Source organism: Nocardia sp. NPDC003963, from assembly GCF_053605105.1.
The window spans coordinates 169,241-185,570 of the sequence record NZ_JBSGIP010000009.1; the positions used below are offsets into that span (position 1 = coordinate 169,241).

A 16,330-nucleotide genomic window follows, 5' to 3' on the forward strand; every position below is an offset into this window, starting at 1 on the left:
ACAGAAGCAGCGAGCGAGAAAGGTCCCACGATCAGTACAGGACCGACAGTGCGCGACCTCGGTGAATTCGGGCTCATCGCACGGATCAACGCGGGCCGGGAACAGGGGCCCGCCGTGCAACTGGGCCCCGGCGACGACGCGGCGGTGCTGACGGCAGCGCGCGGCCGCTATCTGGTGAGCACGGATATGTTGATCGAGGACCGGCATTTCCGGCTGGACTGGTCGGGTCCGGTGGATATCGGCCGCAAGGCTGTCGCGCAGAACGCCGCCGATATCTACGCGATGGGTGCCGAACCCGTCGGTTACGTGGTGGGACTCGGGCTGCCCGACGATACTCCGGTGGATGTCGTGACCGCGTTCGCCGACGGGCTCTGGTCGGAGGCGGCGCGAGCCGGGGGGTCCATCGCGGGCGGGGATATCGTGCGCAGTCCGCACTGGGTGATCTCGGTGACGGCCTTCGGCGATCCGATGGGCGAGCAGCCGGTGCTCCGGTCGGGTGCGCGGGCGGGCGGGATCGTCGCGATCGCCGGGCGGCCGGGTCGGTCGGCGGCCGGGTACGCCGTGCTCGCCGCTGGGTTTCCGGTCGAGTCCCACCCCGGTGCGGATCCTGCGGTCGCCGCCCATCGCGCGCCGCGACCCCGCTACGACCTCGTCCGTACTGCCATGGCCGGTGAACAGCCGCCGGTGGCGCTCACCGATATCTCCGACGGGTTGCTCGCCGATCTCGGGCATCTGGCCGAGTCGTCCGGCGTGGCCGTCGATGTGCGTTCGGCGGCCTTGCGGGATACCGCCCTGGAGGAATTGGCCGGCGCTCTGGAAGCCGATGCGCGGCAATGGATTCTGACCGGCGGCGAGGATCATGTATTCGCCGGGGTCTGGCCGGCGGGTTCGGTGCCGCCGCCGGGATGGACCGTTGTCGGTGGTATCGAGGCTGGTCGCGGGGTGACCGTGGACGGGGCGCGGTACGGCGGTCCGCAGGGCTGGGAAGCGTTCTCCGGGACGGACTCGGCGAAACCGGACCACTCACGATAGGTTGTGCGGTCATGGGCACGAAACCACTCGTGGAAATCATCGATCCGGGCTGGGCGAAGGCATTGGATCCGGTCGCCGACCGTATTGCGGAGATGGGCGAATTCCTGCGCGCGGAGAACGCCGCGGGCCGCGGGTATCTCCCCGCCGGAGAGAATGTGCTGCGTGCTTTCCAGGAGCCGTTCGAGGCCGTCCGGGTGCTGATCGTCGGTCAGGATCCCTACCCGACTCCCGGGCACGCCATGGGGCTGAGCTTCTCGGTGGCGCCCGATGTTTCGCCGGTACCCCGCAGTCTCGCCAATATCTTCGCCGAGTACACCAAGGATCTCGGCCACCCCACCCCGACCTGCGGGGACCTGAGCCCCTGGTCGCGCCAGGGCGTACTGATGCTGAACCGGGTCCTGACGGTCGCTCCGGGTACCCCGGCCTCCCATCGCGGTAAGGGCTGGGAGAAGGTCACCGAGCAGGCGATCAGTGCCCTGGTGGCCCGGGACGAGCCACTGGTCGCGGTGCTGTGGGGCCGGGACGCCGCCTCGCTGAAACCGGTACTGGCCGCGGCCGAAGTGCCCAGTATCGAATCCGCGCATCCGTCACCGCTGTCGGCCTCGCGAGGATTCTTCGGCTCGCGCCCGTTCTCCCGGGTCAATGAACTCCTGGACGAACTCGGCGCCGAGCCGGTGGACTGGCGCCTGCCGTGAGCAGGCGTCGAACGAGAAAAGTAGAGGAGCACACCATGAAACTGCGCGGCATCACTGCCACGCTCGCGCTGGGCGCCGCCCTGTCGGGCGCTGCCGGGGCGACGGCCGGAGCGGCCCCGCTCACGCTGGAGCCGGTCAGTCCGGTGACCGAGCCCGCGGGTCCCATCGCCGAGGACTTCACCTCGACCGGTTCGTCGACCATCTCCGCCTCGGTGAACGCCAAGGGCGCCTGCCTCTTCCAGCGGACCCTGAGCGCCATGGACCTGGACTGCTGATTTGTCCGTTCGTACGGCGTAACGCTCGTATATTTGCGATGCTGAAAATCGTGAGTAATGCGAACAATCTGCTCGATCCCGTCCAGCTGCGGTTACGCGGCGCGGGCGGGATCGAGCTCGTTGCGGACCAGTACGGCCCGCCGGACGGCCCGGCCGTGCTGTTCCTGCACGGCGGTGGCCAGACCCGGCACTCCTGGAAGCAGACCGGTGCCCAGCTGGGTGCGACCGGAATCCGGGCGGTCACCCTGGACGCGCGCGGACACGGTGACAGTCAATGGGCGTTCGATCGCGATTACCGCTACGAGGCCATGGTCGGTGATGTACTCGCGGTGGTGGAGCAACTGGGCGGCGGACCCGTGGTCGTGGTCGGCGCCAGTATGGGCGGTATCACCGGGCTGCTGGCCACGGCCGCGCCCGGCGGGGACGCCATCTCCGCGCTGGTCCTGGTGGATATCGTCACCCGGCCCGAACCCGAAGGTGTCAACCGGGTGCTCACCTTCCTGAGCAAGAACCCGGACGGATTCGCCACTCTCGACGACGCCGCGGATGCCGTCGCCGACTACCTACCGCACCGCCCACGACCCAAATCCAATGCCGGACTACTGCGTAACCTGCGTAAACGCGACGGTCGCTGGTACTGGCACTGGGATCCGGGCATTCTCGGCGACAAATCCGCCGACCCCGACGATATGGCCCGCACTCTCGACGGTGCGGCACGCGCACTCGATATTCCGGTCCTGCTGGTGCGGGGGCTGCAATCGGATGTGGTGAGCGCCGAGGGTGCCGCCGAATTCATGGAACTGGTGCCGCACGCCGAGCTGGTGGAGATCGGCAACGCGGCCCATACCGCCGCCGGCGACGACAACGATTCGTTCACCGAGGCGGTCGCGAAATTCGTCACCCGCTCCCGCTGAGCGGCCCGGGCTGTGATCGCCTACCTCGGCGTTCGAGGTGGCGCGTCCGGTCGTGCCGGACCGCCACCCACACCGCATCCGGCCGGCGCGGTAGCTGCCCGGCGCCGGCCGTGCGGTCCGTCAGTTCAGCCCGGAATAGTCCGGAGTTCGTTTGGCGAGGAACGCGTCCACACCCTCGCGGCCGGTCGGACTTCCGGCAGCCGCGCCGATCGCGTCGCGTTCGGCGTCCAACTGCTCGCCCAGGGTCGCGGTGGCCGAACGACTGAGCAGCGACCGGATGGAGGTGTAGCTGGCGCGCGGTCCGCGTGCGAGCTGCCGTGCCAATGCGCGGGCATCGTCGCGGACCGCTGGGTCGCTCTCGGCGATCCGGGCCAGGATGCCGAGGCGCTGGGCCTCGGTGGCATCGAGTACCGCGTCGGTCAGCAGGATCTCGCGGGCCTTGGCCGCGCCCACGAGCCGCGGCAGGGTCCAGGACATACCGCCGTCGGGGCTCAGCCCGACACCCGGATACGCGGGACGTAGCCGGGTGCCCGGACCGCCGACCGCGATATCGGCGGCACAGACCAGGCTCATCCCGGCGCCCGCGGCCCAGCCGTGCACCGCGGCGACGACCGGTACCGGGGCGCTGTCCAGCGCCCGGACGAAAACGTGCAGGGTATCGGCGAGGTGGTACAGGTGGGCGGAACGATCCGGCGCCGCCGCGAAATCACGGACATCGCCGCCCGCGCAGAAGTTCGGTCCCGCACCGGTGAGCAGTACCGCGCCGATATTTGCGCCGAGTTCGGCCAGGGCGGCGGTCCCCGCCGCGACCCCCGCGAAATCCAGGGAGGTGCCCTTGGCTGCGGTGGACAGGGTGATCTCCAGGACCCCGTCGTCGATGCGGATGTATTCGGCTTCGGTGCTCATAGCCGCGACACTACTGGGCGCGGTGGCCGGGCGATATCGCTACCGCCGCACCATGCGGATCTCGGTGGCCGTGGCGAAACGTTCGGCCCGGCCGGTGCCGTCGGCGACGAAACCGTATCTGGTGTAGAAAGCGCGGGCCCGGGGGTTGCGTTCGAAGACCCACAGCGAACACGATCGATCCGGTTCCAGCACCGCGTCCATCAGCGCGCCGGCCAGTCCGCTGCCGTACCGCTCGGCGCGGATATAGATCGCGTGCAGTTCGCGCTCGGCCACCGCGGGTTCGTCGCGGGGTGGGCCGTAGTGCACGAACCCGGCGACGGTGGTGCCCGATTCCGCCACCAGGATCCGCCCGGAGTGGTTCCGGGCGATCCGCTCCCAGCCGGCGGCCCGCCGGTCCAGGTCGAAGGCGTCCAGGACATGGTCGGGAACCAGACCCCGGTAGGCCTCGCGCCAGCAGGCGATATGACAGGCGGCGAGGGCACGCGCGTGGGCGGGCTCCAGCGGGATGAGCCGCCAGGAGCTACCCGGTTCGCCGGCGTCGGTACTCGTCGGATGCTCCTTCCGAAACGGAATACGACCTCGCCCCGGCTCCTGTGCGGAGCCGGGGCGAGGTCGTATCGAAGAGCTGTGGGTGCCCTCGGGTGAAAACCGGTGACCCGGTGATCAGCCGCGGACCACCTTGCCCGCCTTCAGGCAGGAGGTGCACACGTTCATCCGGCGGGTGTTACCCGGGGCGACCTGCGCCCGCACGGTCTGGATATTCGGGTTCCAGCGACGGTTGGTGCGCCGGTGCGAATGCGAGACCGATTTACCGAAGCCGGGGCCTTTGGCGCAGACGTCGCAGACGGCAGCCATAGTCGCGAACTCCTTCATGTCATCATGGGGGACCTGCCACCGGTACAGCGGTCGATCCTGATCAATGTCGTCATGCCCGCCGACGAGCATCGGCGGATTCGATGACCATCGGACAGCGCCGACCGAGAACGGCCGCGCCAGGCAACCCTGCAAGATTAGCCCGACCCGCTGCGATCCACCAAACCGGGGTGAGCCGCCACCCGCGCGCACCGGCCCGGCCCCGGTCACAGTGTCGGGAGCGGCCGCTAACCTGGCGTTCGACGCCGGCGACGACAGGAACGAGGTGGCGGTGCCCGAAACCCGGCAGGTGAGCGGCGGCGATGCGCCGGCCACCGATTCCGTGCGCGGCGGGCTGGGCGGTGCCGAACTCCTGTCCTGGGGACATACCTGTGTGGCCGCGCTCGCGCAGCGGCGCGCTGAGATCGATGCCCTCAATGTGTTCCCGGTGCCGGATTCCGATACCGGGACCAATCTGCTGGCGACCATGCGTGCCGCGGTGGCGGAAGCCGAACGCCTGCCCGCGGACGGAGCCGCCACCACGGATCCGGCGCACCGGCTGCCCGCCCATCCGGTCGCCGCGGCACTGGCCCGGGGCGCGACCGCCGGGGCGCGGGGTAATTCCGGGATCATCCTGTCGCAGGTGCTGCGGGGGATCGCGGAGGCGACGGCGGCGGACGAGCTGACCGCGGTCACCTATCGGGTCGCGCTGGTCCGGGCGGCCGCGCTGGTGCGGGGAAGCCTGAGCGATCCGGTGGAGGGCACCATTCTCACGGTGCTCGACCGGGCCGGGGCCGCGGCGCGCGACTGTGCGGAGACCGGCCTGGCCGCCGTGGTGCGTGCCGGGGCGGACGCGGCGGCGCGAGCCCTGGAGGACACCCGGGATCAGCTGGCGGTACTGCGGGACGCCGGAGTCGTGGACGCCGGGGCACGGGGGCTGGTGGTGTTGCTGGACGGGTTGGTCACGGTGGTGACCGGGGAGATACCGGCCCGGGTGGAATACCGGGCCGCGAACCTGCGGGAACCCGCGGGGCGCGAGCCCGAGCGACGATACGAGGTGATGTACCGGATCGCCGGGGCGCGCGCGGATCTCGTCACCGGATTACGCATTCGGCTGGCCGGACTGGGTGATTCGGTGGTGGTGGCCGCCGACGGAGCGGGCGGCTGGTCGGTCCATGTGCACTGCGCGGATGCGGGTGCGGCGGTCGAGGCCGGGCTGGCCGTGGGCAGTGTGAACGGAATCCGTATCGAGCACCTCGCCGAGGACACCGGATACGGAGAGAACGGGGAGACCGGGCACAGCCGTCCGCGGACGGGTAGCGCGGTGATCACCGGAGTATGCGAGGCCGCGGATACGCGGCAGGTGCACGACCGGGCCGCGCGGCAGATCAGCGGGCGCCCCCGGGAGGCCGCCGACCGAGGCGTGCTGGCCGTCGCGTCCGGCGCCGGTGCGGCCGCGCTCTTCGAGGCGGGGGGCGCGGTGGTGCTGAACGCGGAACGGGTACTGGAATCGGCGGTACTGCTCGCGGCCATCCGGCAGTTGCCGCACCGCGAGGTGCTGGTGCTGCCCAACGGGGCGCTCCCGGCGCACGAACTGGTGGCGGTCGGTGCGGCGGCGCGCGATGCCCGCCGCGATGTGCTGCTGCTGCCGAGCGCCAGTATGGTCCAGGGGCTGGCGGCCCTGGCGGTTCACGACCGGGCAAGGGTCGCCGTGGACGATGCTTTCACCATGTCCGAAGCGGCCGCGAGTACCCGCTGGGGTGCGCTGCGCTGCGCGGCGGAACGGGCGCTCACCATGGTCGGGACCTGTGTGCCCGGCGACGGGCTCGGCCTGGTCGGCCACGATGTGGTGGTGATCGACCGGGACCCCGGTGCGGCGGCCCGGACGCTACTGGACCGGATGCTCGGCCTGGGCGGTGAACTGGTGACACTGCTGGTCGGCGCGGGTGCCCCGGACGGGCTCGCCGGCGACCTCGCCGGGCATATCGGTGACGAATTCCCCGGCGTCGAGGTGACGGTGTATTCCGGAGGCCAACCGGGGGACCTGATACAGATCGGTGTGGAATGAGTACCCGCCGGACCCGTACCGGCGGGCCGCGGTGAGAGGAGTAGGGCGATGGCGACACTGAGCGACCGGCTCGACCATCTGCTCGGCGCGAAGGCCGCCGCCTCGCTGGCCGACGCGTTCGATATGCACACCGTGGAAGATCTGCTGCGGCACTATCCGTTGCGCTATGCCACCCAGGGGCAGCCGCTCACCGAGGAGGCGCCGGAGGACGGTGCCCACATCACCGTGATCGGGCGGGTCACCAGGGCCGATCTGCGGCCGATGCGGCAGCGCCGGGGGTCGCTGCTGAAGGTGGTCCTCGACACCGGCGGCGGACGCGGTGTGGATGTCACCTTCTTCAACGGTGACAAGGTGAAATATGTGATCCGGCAGGGTGTCCGGGCCATGATGTCGGGGACGGTCAACTACTGGCGCCCGGGGCAGTGGAATCTGAGCCATCCGGGCTATCTGATCCTGCCGGAGTCCGACGACGATCAGCCCACCCTCACCACGGTGCGCGGCGGGGGCGATCTACGCGGTATCGCCCAGAGCGCGAAGGGGGAAGGCGGGGTGGATATGTCCTTCTTCGACCGTGAGTTCATCCCGGTGTACCCGGCCACCGCGAAGGTACAGAGCTGGGAGATCCTGGCCTGTGTCCGGCAGATTCTCGATCAGCTCGATCCGCTCGCCGATCCGCTGCCCGCCCAGGTGCGCGAGGAGCGGGAGCTGATGCCGGTGGGCGACGCGCTGCGGCTGATCCACCTGCCCGAGCACAACTCCGATATCGAGCGGGCCCGGCAGCGGTTGCGTTTCGACGAGGCGCTGGCGCTGCAATTGGTGCTGGCCGAACGCCGGCACGAGGTATCGGGCCGGACGGCCCGGTCCTGTCCGCGCCGTGGCGACGGAATCGTCGCGGCCTTCGACGAACGACTGCCGTTCGAACTCACCGAGGGCCAGCACCGGGTCATCGATGAGATCTCCGACGACCTGTCCGGCGAGCAGCCCATGCACCGGCTGCTACAGGGCGAGGTGGGCTCCGGTAAGACGATCGTCGCGCTGCACGCGATGCTCCAGGTGATCGACGCGGGGCAGCAGTGTGCGCTGCTGGCACCGACCGAAGTGCTCGCCGCCCAGCACTATCGGTCGCTCTCGGCGATGCTGGGCGATCTCGGGCAGGCCGGAGAACTCGGCGCGGCCGAGACCGCGACCCGGGTGACCTTGGTGACCGGTTCCATGCCGACCGCCACCAAACGCGCGGCATTGCTGGCCGCGGTGACCGGCGAGGCCGGGATCGTGATCGGTACCCACGCGCTGATCCAGGATTCGGTCGAATTCTTCGATCTGGGCCTGGTGATCGTGGACGAACAGCACCGGTTCGGTGTGGAGCAGCGCGATGCCCTGCGCGCCAAGGCCAAGGCGGGTTTCTCACCCCATCTGCTGGTGATGACCGCGACTCCGATTCCGCGCACCATCGCCATGACCACGCTCGGTGATCTGGAGACTTCGACGCTGACCGAACTGCCCCGGGGGCGTTCGCCGATCCAGTCGAAGGTGGTGCCGCGCCGAGTGCATCCCAACTGGGTCGACCGCGCCTGGGAGCGGATCACCGAGGAGGTCGGTGCCGGACGGCAGGCCTATGTCGTGTGCTCGCGGATCGGCGACGACGAGGACGGTCCGGCCCGGGGGCGGGGCGGAAAGGGCGCCGATACGGGTAAGGAACCCCCGTCCACTCAGGCTGTGATCGATGTCTTCGAACGCCTGCGGACCGGACCGCTGGCGCAGTTGCGCATCGGACTGCTGCACGGGCGGTTGCCGTCGGATGAAAAAGACCAGGTGACGCGGGACTTCAACGCCGGCGATATCGATGTACTCGTCTGTACGACCGTGGTCGAGGTCGGCGTGGATGTTCCGAACGCGACCGTGATGGTGATCGTGGACGCCGACCGGTTCGGGGTGAGCCAGCTGCATCAGTTGCGTGGCCGGATCGGCCGTGGCGCGCATGCCGGGTTGTGCCTGCTCGTCACCGATGCGGCGCCCGGCGGTCCGGCGATGACCAGGCTGGAGGCCGTCGCCGCCACCACCGACGGGTTCGAGCTCTCGGTGCTCGATCTGCGCCAGCGGCGGGAGGGCGATGTGCTCGGGGCGGCGCAGTCGGGGACCACCCGGTCGCTGCGGCTGCTGTCACTGCTCGACGATCTCGAGGTCATCACCGCGGCTCAGGAGTTGGCGCGAACACTGGTGGAAGCGGATCCCGGGTTGTCCGGGCATCCGGGTCTGGCCGCGATGATGCACGCGGCCGTCGATTCCGAACGCCTGGAATACCTGGCCAAATCCTGATCGTCCGGCCCCGCTCACGACCTCGGGGCCGACGCCTCGAGGCATGCCGCCCGCGTAGCGCAGTCGCGCCGGGCCCTCGATCCCGCGGGAACCGTGCCGGGTCGCCCGGCGTCAAACCAGGCGACGGTATCGCCGAGGGGAAGGGGTCGGGTGTCATGGAGGAAAGGCAGAGATGCCGTGCGGTGCGGCGGTCGCTGTCCGCGCCGGCGCGCTTGCGACCGGTGCTGCGGATGACGCAGACCTGCCCGCAGTGTGTAGCGCGGCGGCCGAAACGCCGTGGACCGGGCGCGGGGGATCCGGAAGGCTGAACGGTCCGGGTCGCGCCGCGCGGTGCGACCCGGACCGCGCCATCAGCGCACGCTGCGGGCGGCGGCCACCATATTGCGCAGTGAGGCCGCCACTTCGGCGGGACCACGGGTTTTCAGGCCGCAGTCGGGGTTGACCCAGAGGCGTTCGGCCGGAACGGCTTTCAGTGCCGCGCGCAGCGCCGCGGTGATCTCCTCGACGCCCGGGACGCGGGGCGAGTGGATATCGTAGACACCGGGTCCCACCCCGGCGTCGAAGCCCGACGCGTTCAGATCGTCCAGCACCTCCATATGCGACCGGGCGGCCTCGATGGAGGTCACGTCGGCGTCCAGTCCGGCGATCGCCTCGATCACCTCGCCGAATTCCGAATAGCACAGGTGGGTGTGGATCTGGACGGCGTCGGAAACGCCGGAGGTCGCCAATCGGAACGCGTTCACCGACCAGTCCAGGTACGCCCGCTGATCGGCGGCGCGCAACGGGAGCAGTTCACGCAGTGCCGGTTCGTCGACCTGCACGATCCGGATACCGGCATGCTGTAGATCCACCGTCTCGTCCCGGATTGCCAGGGCGACCTGGCGGGCCGAATCCGCCAGTGGCTGGTCGTCCCGGACGAAGGACCAGGCCAGGATGGTGACCGGTCCGGTGAGCATGCCCTTGACCGGTTTATCGGTGAGCGATTGGGCGTAGGTGATCCAGTCCACCGTCATCGCGGCGGGACGGGAGACATCGCCGAACAGGATCGGCGGGCGTACGCAGCGCGTGCCGTAGGACTGCACCCAGCCGAGATCGGTGGCGGCGAATCCGTCGAGCTGTTCGGCGAAGTACTGGACCATATCGTTGCGTTCAGGTTCGCCGTGCACCAGCACGTCGAGCTCCAGTTCCTCCTGTAGCGCGACGACCTCGGCGATCTCCGCCCGCATCCGCCGAACATACTCGGCCCGGTCGATCTCATCGGCCCGCAGCGCCGCCCGGGCCAGCCGGATCGCCGAGGTCTGCGGGTAGGAGCCGATCGTGGTGGTGGGCAGCGCGGGCAGGCGCAGCCGATCCTGTTGCAGGGTCCGGCGTTGTTCGGCGGGCGCCCGCCGAACGGCAGCCGGGCCCAGCGCGGCCAGTCGCGCCCGCACCTGGGCGTTGCCGATCCGCGGATCGGCCCGGCGACTCGCCGCGGCGGCGCGGGCCGCCCCGAGTTCCGCGGCTACGGATTCGGTCCCGCCGGTCAACCCGGTGGCCAGTACCCGCACCTCGGCGGTCTTCTCGGCACCGAAGGCGAGCCAGGAACGCAGGGCGTCGTCGAGTCGGGTCTCCACCGCCAGCGAGTACGGCACGTGCAACAGCGAGCACGAGGTGGAGACCGCCACGGATCCGGCACTTCCCAGCAGGGTGGCCAATGTCGCCAATGCGACGTCGAGATCGGTGCGCCACACATTGCGGCCGTCGACCACGCCCGCGACGAGCAGTTTGTGCGCCAGGGCCGGTACCGCCGCGACCGCGGCGATATCGGTACCGGCGACCAGATCGACCGCGATACCTTCGATATCGGTCCCGGCGAGGGTGTCCAGGGCCGGCCCCGGATACCCGAAGTAGGTGGCGACCAGCACCGCCGGCCGGTCCCGGGACTCCGTCAATTCCGTGTAGACGCGGCGGACGACGGCGAGTTCTGCGTCGGTGAGGTCGGTGACCAGCGCGGGCTCGTCGAGCTGCACCCAGGTCGCACCCGCTTCGGCGAGCAGCCGCAGCAGCTCCCGGTACAGCGGGATCAGTTCCCCGATACGGTCCAGTGCCGCGCCGCCGGTGGTCTTGGCGAGCTTCAGGAAAGTGACCGGCCCGATGACGACGGGCCGCGCCGCGACACCCAGCTCGATCGCCTCCGCCACCTGTGCGAGCAGATCGCCGGGATGCAGGGTGAAGGTGATCTCCGGACCGATTTCGGGAACGAGGTAGTGGTAGTTCGTATCGAACCATTTGGTCATTTCCAGCGGTTCCACCGATTCGTTCCCGCGGGCGGCCGCGAAATAGCGGTCCAGCGGGTCGTCGATATCGGCCACCCGGGCCGGTAGGGCGCCCAGCAGCACGGCCGTATCGAGCATCTGGTCGTAGTAGGAGAAGGTGCCGACCGGGATCGAATCGAGGCCGGCGGCGGCCAGCGCGGTGTACTGGTCGCGGCGCAGCGTGCACCCGGTGTCGTGCAGCTGTGCCGCATCGATACGCCCGGCCCAGTAGGACTCGGTCGCGCGTTTGAGTTCCCGGCGCGGCCCCACCCGGGGAAGTCCGAGAACCGTTGCGGTGAACGGGCTTTGCGAAATAACAGTCACGGTGTTCTCCAGTGCTGAAGTTCGACGGCCATCGCCGTTCACGGACGCACGGGCACCGATGAGACCCCGTACGACCGGCCGCGCGGGCGGATCGCAATGTCAGCACTGGTGGACCGCAGCGCCCAATCCACGAGGCGGTGGCCACCGGATACGGCGTACCCGGTACAGCCGGCAGGTCTTCGGACTCGCGGGCACCGGCCGATACGGCCGACCTACTGGCCGTCGCTTCCCAGGCTGTGCGCCCAGTGCTGATGACGGCGTTCGTTCCTGCTCACCGCTGCGGGACAGTTCCGGATTCCCACCGGATTCCCTCTCACCCGCGTGGTGCGGGCTTCGGCGCCGGGGGCGGACGTTCGGGGCTCCTCGTCGTCCGGCCGGCGGACCAGCTGCGTGCACCACCATAACGCGGACGCGCCGAGTAGCCCAGGGCGGTCGGCCCGGTACGGGCCGGACACGGCTTCGCATACCTTCGCAAAATCGGCCGCATCCCGCGGATGGCCGGGGGATTGCGGTACCGCAATATACGCACAGGCCCGGGTTGTGGGCGGTGAGATATGACGGTGCGATGAACAATACTTCGCAGCATTGCCATACCCTCCTGTGAAGATCCTGCCAAGTGGACTTCGCTGTCGATCCTGGATGTGGCGCCGGGTACGTTGGTCCAATGTTCTCGAAAGTCTTGGTTGCCAACCGCGGCGAAATCGCCATCCGAGCCTTCCGCGCGGCGTACGAGCTCGGTGTCGGGACGGTTGCCGTCTTCCCGCACGAGGACCGGAATTCGGTCCACCGTCTGAAGGCCGACGAGGCATACGAGATCGGCGAGGAGGGCCATCCGGTCCGCGCCTACCTCTCGGTCGAGGCGATCATCGAGGCCGCCAGGACAGCGGGCGCCGACGCGATCTACCCGGGGTACGGGTTCCTGTCCGAGAACCCGGATCTGGCCGCCGCGTGCGCCCGGGCGGGCATCACCTTCATCGGTCCCGCCGCCGAGGTTCTCGAACTGGCCGGTAACAAGGCCCGCGCGATCGCCGCGGCGAAGGCGGCCGGGCTGCCGGTGCTGAATTCGAGCGCGCCCTCGGCCGATGTGACGGAGTTGCTGGCGGCATCGGAAACCATGGAGTTCCCGGTGTTCGTGAAGGCCGTCGCCGGTGGCGGTGGCCGCGGGATGCGCCGGGTCGCCGAGCGATCCGGCCTGCGGGAGGCGATCGAGGCGGCGTCGCGGGAAGCGGAGTCGGCGTTCGGTGACGCGACCGTCTTCCTGGAGCAGGCGGTGGTGAATCCGCGGCATATCGAGGTGCAGATCCTGGCCGATACCCAGGGCAATGTGATGCATCTGTTCGAGCGGGACTGTTCGCTGCAGCGGCGCCATCAGAAGGTGATCGAGCTGGCGCCCGCGCCGAATCTGGATCCGGAGCTGCGGGACCGGATCTGCGCGGACGCGGTGGCGTTCGCCCGGCAGATCGGCTACAGCTGCGCGGGCACGGTGGAGTTCCTGCTGGACGAGCGCGGCAACCATGTGTTCATCGAGATGAATCCGCGGATCCAGGTGGAACACACGGTGACCGAGGAGATCACCGATGTGGATCTGGTGCAGTCGCAGTTGCGGATCGCGGCCGGGGAGAGCCTGGCGGATCTGGGATTGAGTCAGGAGAAGGTGACCATCCGGGGCGCGGCGCTGCAGTGCCGGATCACCACCGAGGACCCGGCCAACGGATTCCGTCCCGATACCGGCCGCATCACGGCCTACCGCACCCCGGGCGGCGCCGGTATCCGGCTCGACGGCGGCGCGAACCTGGGCGCCGAGATCGGTGCCTACTTCGATTCCATGCTGGTCAAACTCACCTGCCGCGGCCGGGATTTCCCGACGGCGGTGGCCCGGGCGCGGCGCGCGCTCATGGAGTTCCGGATTCGCGGTGTCACCACCAATATCCCGTTCCTGCTCGCGGTACTCGCCGACGAGGATTTCACCGCCGGCCGGATCACCACCTCGTTCATCGACGAGCGTCCGGAACTGCTGGCCACCCGTGAACCCGCCGACCGCGGCACCAAGATCCTGAACTACCTGGCCGATGTCACGGTGAACAAACCGCACGGTGCCCGGCCGACCGCGGTGTACCCGCACGACAAGCTGCCCGCGATCGACCTGTCGGTACCGCCGCCGGACGGTTCGCGGCAGAAACTCCTGACCTTGGGCCCGGAGGGTTTCGCCCGTGCGCTGCGGGAGCAGAAGGCGGTCGGGGTCACCGATACCACCTTCCGCGACGCGCACCAGTCGCTGCTGGCGACCCGGGTGCGTACCAACGGTCTGCTCGATGTCGCCGGACATGTGGCCCGGCTGACTCCGGAACTGCTCTCGATCGAGGCGTGGGGTGGGGCGACCTACGATGTGGCGCTGCGCTTCCTCTACGAGGATCCGTGGGAGCGGCTGGCCGCGCTGCGCGAGGCAGTTCCCAATATCTGCCTGCAGATGTTGCTGCGCGGCCGTAACACTGTCGGCTACACCCCCTACCCGGAGCGGGTCACCCGGGCGTTCGTGGCCGAGGCCACCGATACGGGTATCGATATCTTCCGGATCTTCGACGCTTTGAACAATGTGGATCAGATGCGTCCGGCGATCGACGCGGTCCGCGAGACCGGTACCGCGATCGCGGAAGTGGCGTTGAGCTACACGGGTGATCTGGCCGATCCGGACGAGAAGCTCTACACCCTGGACTATTACCTGAAGCTGGCCGAGCAGATCGTGGACGCGGGCGCGCATGTGCTGGCGATCAAGGATATGGCCGGGTTGTTGCGCGCGCCGGCCGCGGCGAAACTGGTGTCGGCGCTGCGCAGCAATTTCGATCTGCCGGTCCATGTGCACACCCACGACACTCCGGGTGGGCAGCTGGCCACCTACCTGGCCGCGTGGCAGGCCGGTGCGGACGCCGTCGACGGTGCGTCGGCGGCGATGGCGGGTACGACCAGCCAGCCCGCGCTCTCGGCGATCGTGGCCGCCGCCGCGCACAGCGAATACGACACCGGGCTGAACCTGCGCAATGTGTGTGATCTGGAACCGTATTGGGAGGCGCTGCGCAAGGTGTACGCGCCGTTCGAGTCCGGGCTGCCCGCGCCGACCGGCCGCGTCTACACCCACGAGATCCCCGGCGGCCAGCTGTCGAATCTGCGCCAGCAGGCGATCGCGCTGGGGTTGGGTGACCGGTTCGAGGAGGTCGAGGCGAAGTACGCGGCCGCGGACCGGCTGCTGGGCCGGCTGATCAAGGTGACTCCGTCGTCCAAGGTGGTCGGTGATCTCGCGTTGTCGCTGGTGGGTTCCGGGATCGATATCGAGGATTTCGCCGCTGATCCGGGCCGGTTCGATATCCCGGATTCGGTGATCGGTTTCCTGCGTGGCGAGCTCGGCACGCCTGCGGGTGGCTGGCCCGAACCGTTCCGGGAGAAAGCGCTCGCCGGGCGCGGTGCCGCCAAACCCGTGACCGAATTGTCCGCCGCCGAAGAAGCGGGACTGGCCGGTACCTCCGATGAGCGGCGCGCGACCCTCAACCAGCTGCTGTTCCCCGGCCCGACCGCGGAATTCCTGGCGCACCGGGAGAAATACGGCGATACCACCGGGCTCTCGGCCAACCAGTTCTTCTACGGTCTGCGCCACGGTGAGGAGCACCGGGTACAGCTCGAGAAGGGCGTTATCCTGCTCATCGGCCTGGAGGCGATCGCCGAACCCGACGAGCGCGGGATGCGCACCGTCATGTGCATCCTCAACGGGCAGCTGCGCCCGGTATCGGTACGCGACCGTTCCATCGCCAGCGAGATCCCGGCCGCGGAGAAGGCCGACAAGAACAATCCGCACCATATCGCCGCGCCGTTCGCCGGCGTTGTGACGCTCACCGTCGCCGAAGGCGAAACGGTCGCCTCGGGTGACACCATCGGCACCATCGAGGCCATGAAGATGGAGGCCGCCATCACCGCGCCGCGCGGCGGTGTGGTGGGCCGGGTGGCCATCGCGCAGGTTCAGCAGGTCGAAGGCGGTGATCTGCTGGTCGAGCTGGGCGAGCGCGAATCCGAATGACCCGGATCGTCGCCGGTACCGCCGGCGGGCGGCGCCTGAAGGTACCGCCCGCCGGCACCCGGCCCACCTCGGATCGGGTGCGCGAGGCTCTGTTCTCCTCCATCGAGGCGTGGATGGATCTCGCGGGAGCCCGCGTACTGGACCTCTACGCCGGTTCGGGCGCGCTCGGGCTGGAAGCGCTGTCCCGCGGTGCCGCGGCCGCGCTACTGGTCGAATCGGACCGGCGGGCCGCCGGGGTACTTCGTGCCAATATCGCCGAACTCGGGTTCGGCGGTGCGCAGGTGCGGGTCGGGACGGTGGCGCAGGTGCTCGGGCACGGCAGTGCGCAGGCCTACGATCTCGTCTTCGCCGATCCGCCCTACGAGCTGTCCACCGACGCCGTACATGCCGATCTCACGGCGCTGGCCGCCCACGGCTGGCTCTCCGCGGACGCGCTGCTGCTGGTGGAACGGTCCGCGCGTGCCACCGAGATCGACTGGCCCGCAGGGTTCGAAGGCCGGCGGGCACGGCGCTACGGGGAGACCCGGATCGAGTCCGCGGTGTATATCGGAGCGGACCCGGCCGCGCCGGCGGAACCTGCTAGCGTCTGAC

The 16,330-nt window shown here is 69.4% G+C and carries 12 protein-coding genes and 1 riboswitch; of the genes, 8 read left to right on the top strand and 4 right to left on the bottom strand.

Annotated features, from left to right (window positions below; translation table 11 throughout):
• Positions 1-30 precede the first annotated feature (30 nt).
• From ACWEWT_RS18500 to ACWEWT_RS18515, 4 genes are read left to right on the top strand one after another with little or no spacing between them, the layout of a single operon-like run.
• Positions 31-1,032 carry a thiamine-phosphate kinase gene (locus ACWEWT_RS18500; RefSeq protein WP_452560460.1) on the top strand — a complete coding sequence of 334 codons (1,002 nt, stop codon included), beginning with the start codon at positions 31-33 and terminating at the stop codon, positions 1,030-1,032.
• 11 nt (positions 1,033-1,043) lie between these two features.
• Positions 1,044-1,727, top strand: a complete 684-nt coding sequence (locus ACWEWT_RS18505; RefSeq protein ID WP_452560402.1) for a uracil-DNA glycosylase — start codon at positions 1,044-1,046, stop codon at positions 1,725-1,727.
• Positions 1,728-1,762: 35 nt separating this feature from the next.
• Entirely contained in the window at positions 1,763-2,002 is a 240-nt protein-coding gene (locus ACWEWT_RS18510) for a hypothetical protein (RefSeq protein ID WP_452560404.1), read from the top strand.
• A gap of 38 nt (positions 2,003-2,040) precedes the next feature.
• Positions 2,041-2,916 carry an alpha/beta fold hydrolase gene (locus tag ACWEWT_RS18515; protein WP_452560405.1) on the top strand — a complete coding sequence of 292 codons (876 nt, stop codon included), beginning with the start codon at positions 2,041-2,043 and terminating at the stop codon, positions 2,914-2,916.
• Positions 2,917-3,036: 120 nt separating this feature from the next.
• Here ACWEWT_RS18515 and ACWEWT_RS18520 read toward each other — a convergent pair whose 3' ends face one another.
• The 3 genes from ACWEWT_RS18520 to rpmB are packed head-to-tail and all read right to left on the bottom strand — an operon-like array spanning position 3,037 to position 4,677.
• Positions 3,037-3,822 carry an enoyl-CoA hydratase/isomerase family protein gene (locus tag ACWEWT_RS18520; RefSeq protein ID WP_452560407.1) on the bottom strand — a complete coding sequence of 262 codons (786 nt, stop codon included), beginning with the start codon at positions 3,820-3,822 and terminating at the stop codon, positions 3,037-3,039.
• Between the two features lie 39 nt (positions 3,823-3,861).
• Positions 3,862-4,440, bottom strand: a complete 579-nt coding sequence (locus ACWEWT_RS18525; protein WP_452560462.1) for an N-acetyltransferase family protein — start codon at positions 4,438-4,440, stop codon at positions 3,862-3,864.
• Between the two features lie 45 nt (positions 4,441-4,485).
• Positions 4,486-4,677 carry a 50S ribosomal protein L28 gene (gene rpmB, locus ACWEWT_RS18530; protein WP_011210730.1) on the bottom strand — a complete coding sequence of 64 codons (192 nt, stop codon included), beginning with the start codon at positions 4,675-4,677 and terminating at the stop codon, positions 4,486-4,488.
• 352 nt (positions 4,678-5,029) lie between these two features.
• Here rpmB and ACWEWT_RS18535 point away from each other — a divergent pair, with 352 nt between their 5' ends.
• Both ACWEWT_RS18535 and recG read left to right on the top strand, forming a co-directional pair.
• Complete coding sequence (locus ACWEWT_RS18535) at positions 5,030-6,742, top strand: DAK2 domain-containing protein (protein ID WP_452560464.1); 1,713 nt, start codon at positions 5,030-5,032, stop codon at positions 6,740-6,742.
• 48 nt (positions 6,743-6,790) lie between these two features.
• Complete coding sequence (gene recG, locus ACWEWT_RS18540; RefSeq protein WP_452560409.1) at positions 6,791-9,058, top strand: ATP-dependent DNA helicase RecG; 2,268 nt, start codon at positions 6,791-6,793, stop codon at positions 9,056-9,058.
• Between the two features lie 350 nt (positions 9,059-9,408).
• Here recG and metE read toward each other — a convergent pair whose 3' ends face one another.
• The gene (gene metE, locus ACWEWT_RS18545; protein ID WP_452560410.1) at positions 9,409-11,676 is read right to left on the bottom strand and encodes a 5-methyltetrahydropteroyltriglutamate--homocysteine S-methyltransferase; all 2,268 of its coding nucleotides are present in this window, start codon (positions 11,674-11,676) and stop codon (positions 9,409-9,411) included.
• A 173-nt stretch (positions 11,677-11,849) separates the two neighbouring features.
• A riboswitch (cobalamin riboswitch) is annotated at positions 11,850-11,988 on the bottom strand.
• A 352-nt stretch (positions 11,989-12,340) separates the two neighbouring features.
• On the opposite strand from metE, the gene ACWEWT_RS18550 reads away from it, so the two are divergent.
• A complete protein-coding gene (locus ACWEWT_RS18550; protein WP_452560412.1) occupies positions 12,341-15,739 on the top strand; it encodes a pyruvate carboxylase in 3,399 nt (1,132 codons plus the stop codon).
• A complete protein-coding gene (rsmD, locus tag ACWEWT_RS18555; RefSeq protein ID WP_452560413.1) occupies positions 15,736-16,329 on the top strand; it encodes a 16S rRNA (guanine(966)-N(2))-methyltransferase RsmD in 594 nt (197 codons plus the stop codon). Before ACWEWT_RS18550 ends, rsmD begins: the two co-directional genes overlap by 4 nt.
• Position 16,330: the final 1 nt, after the last annotated feature.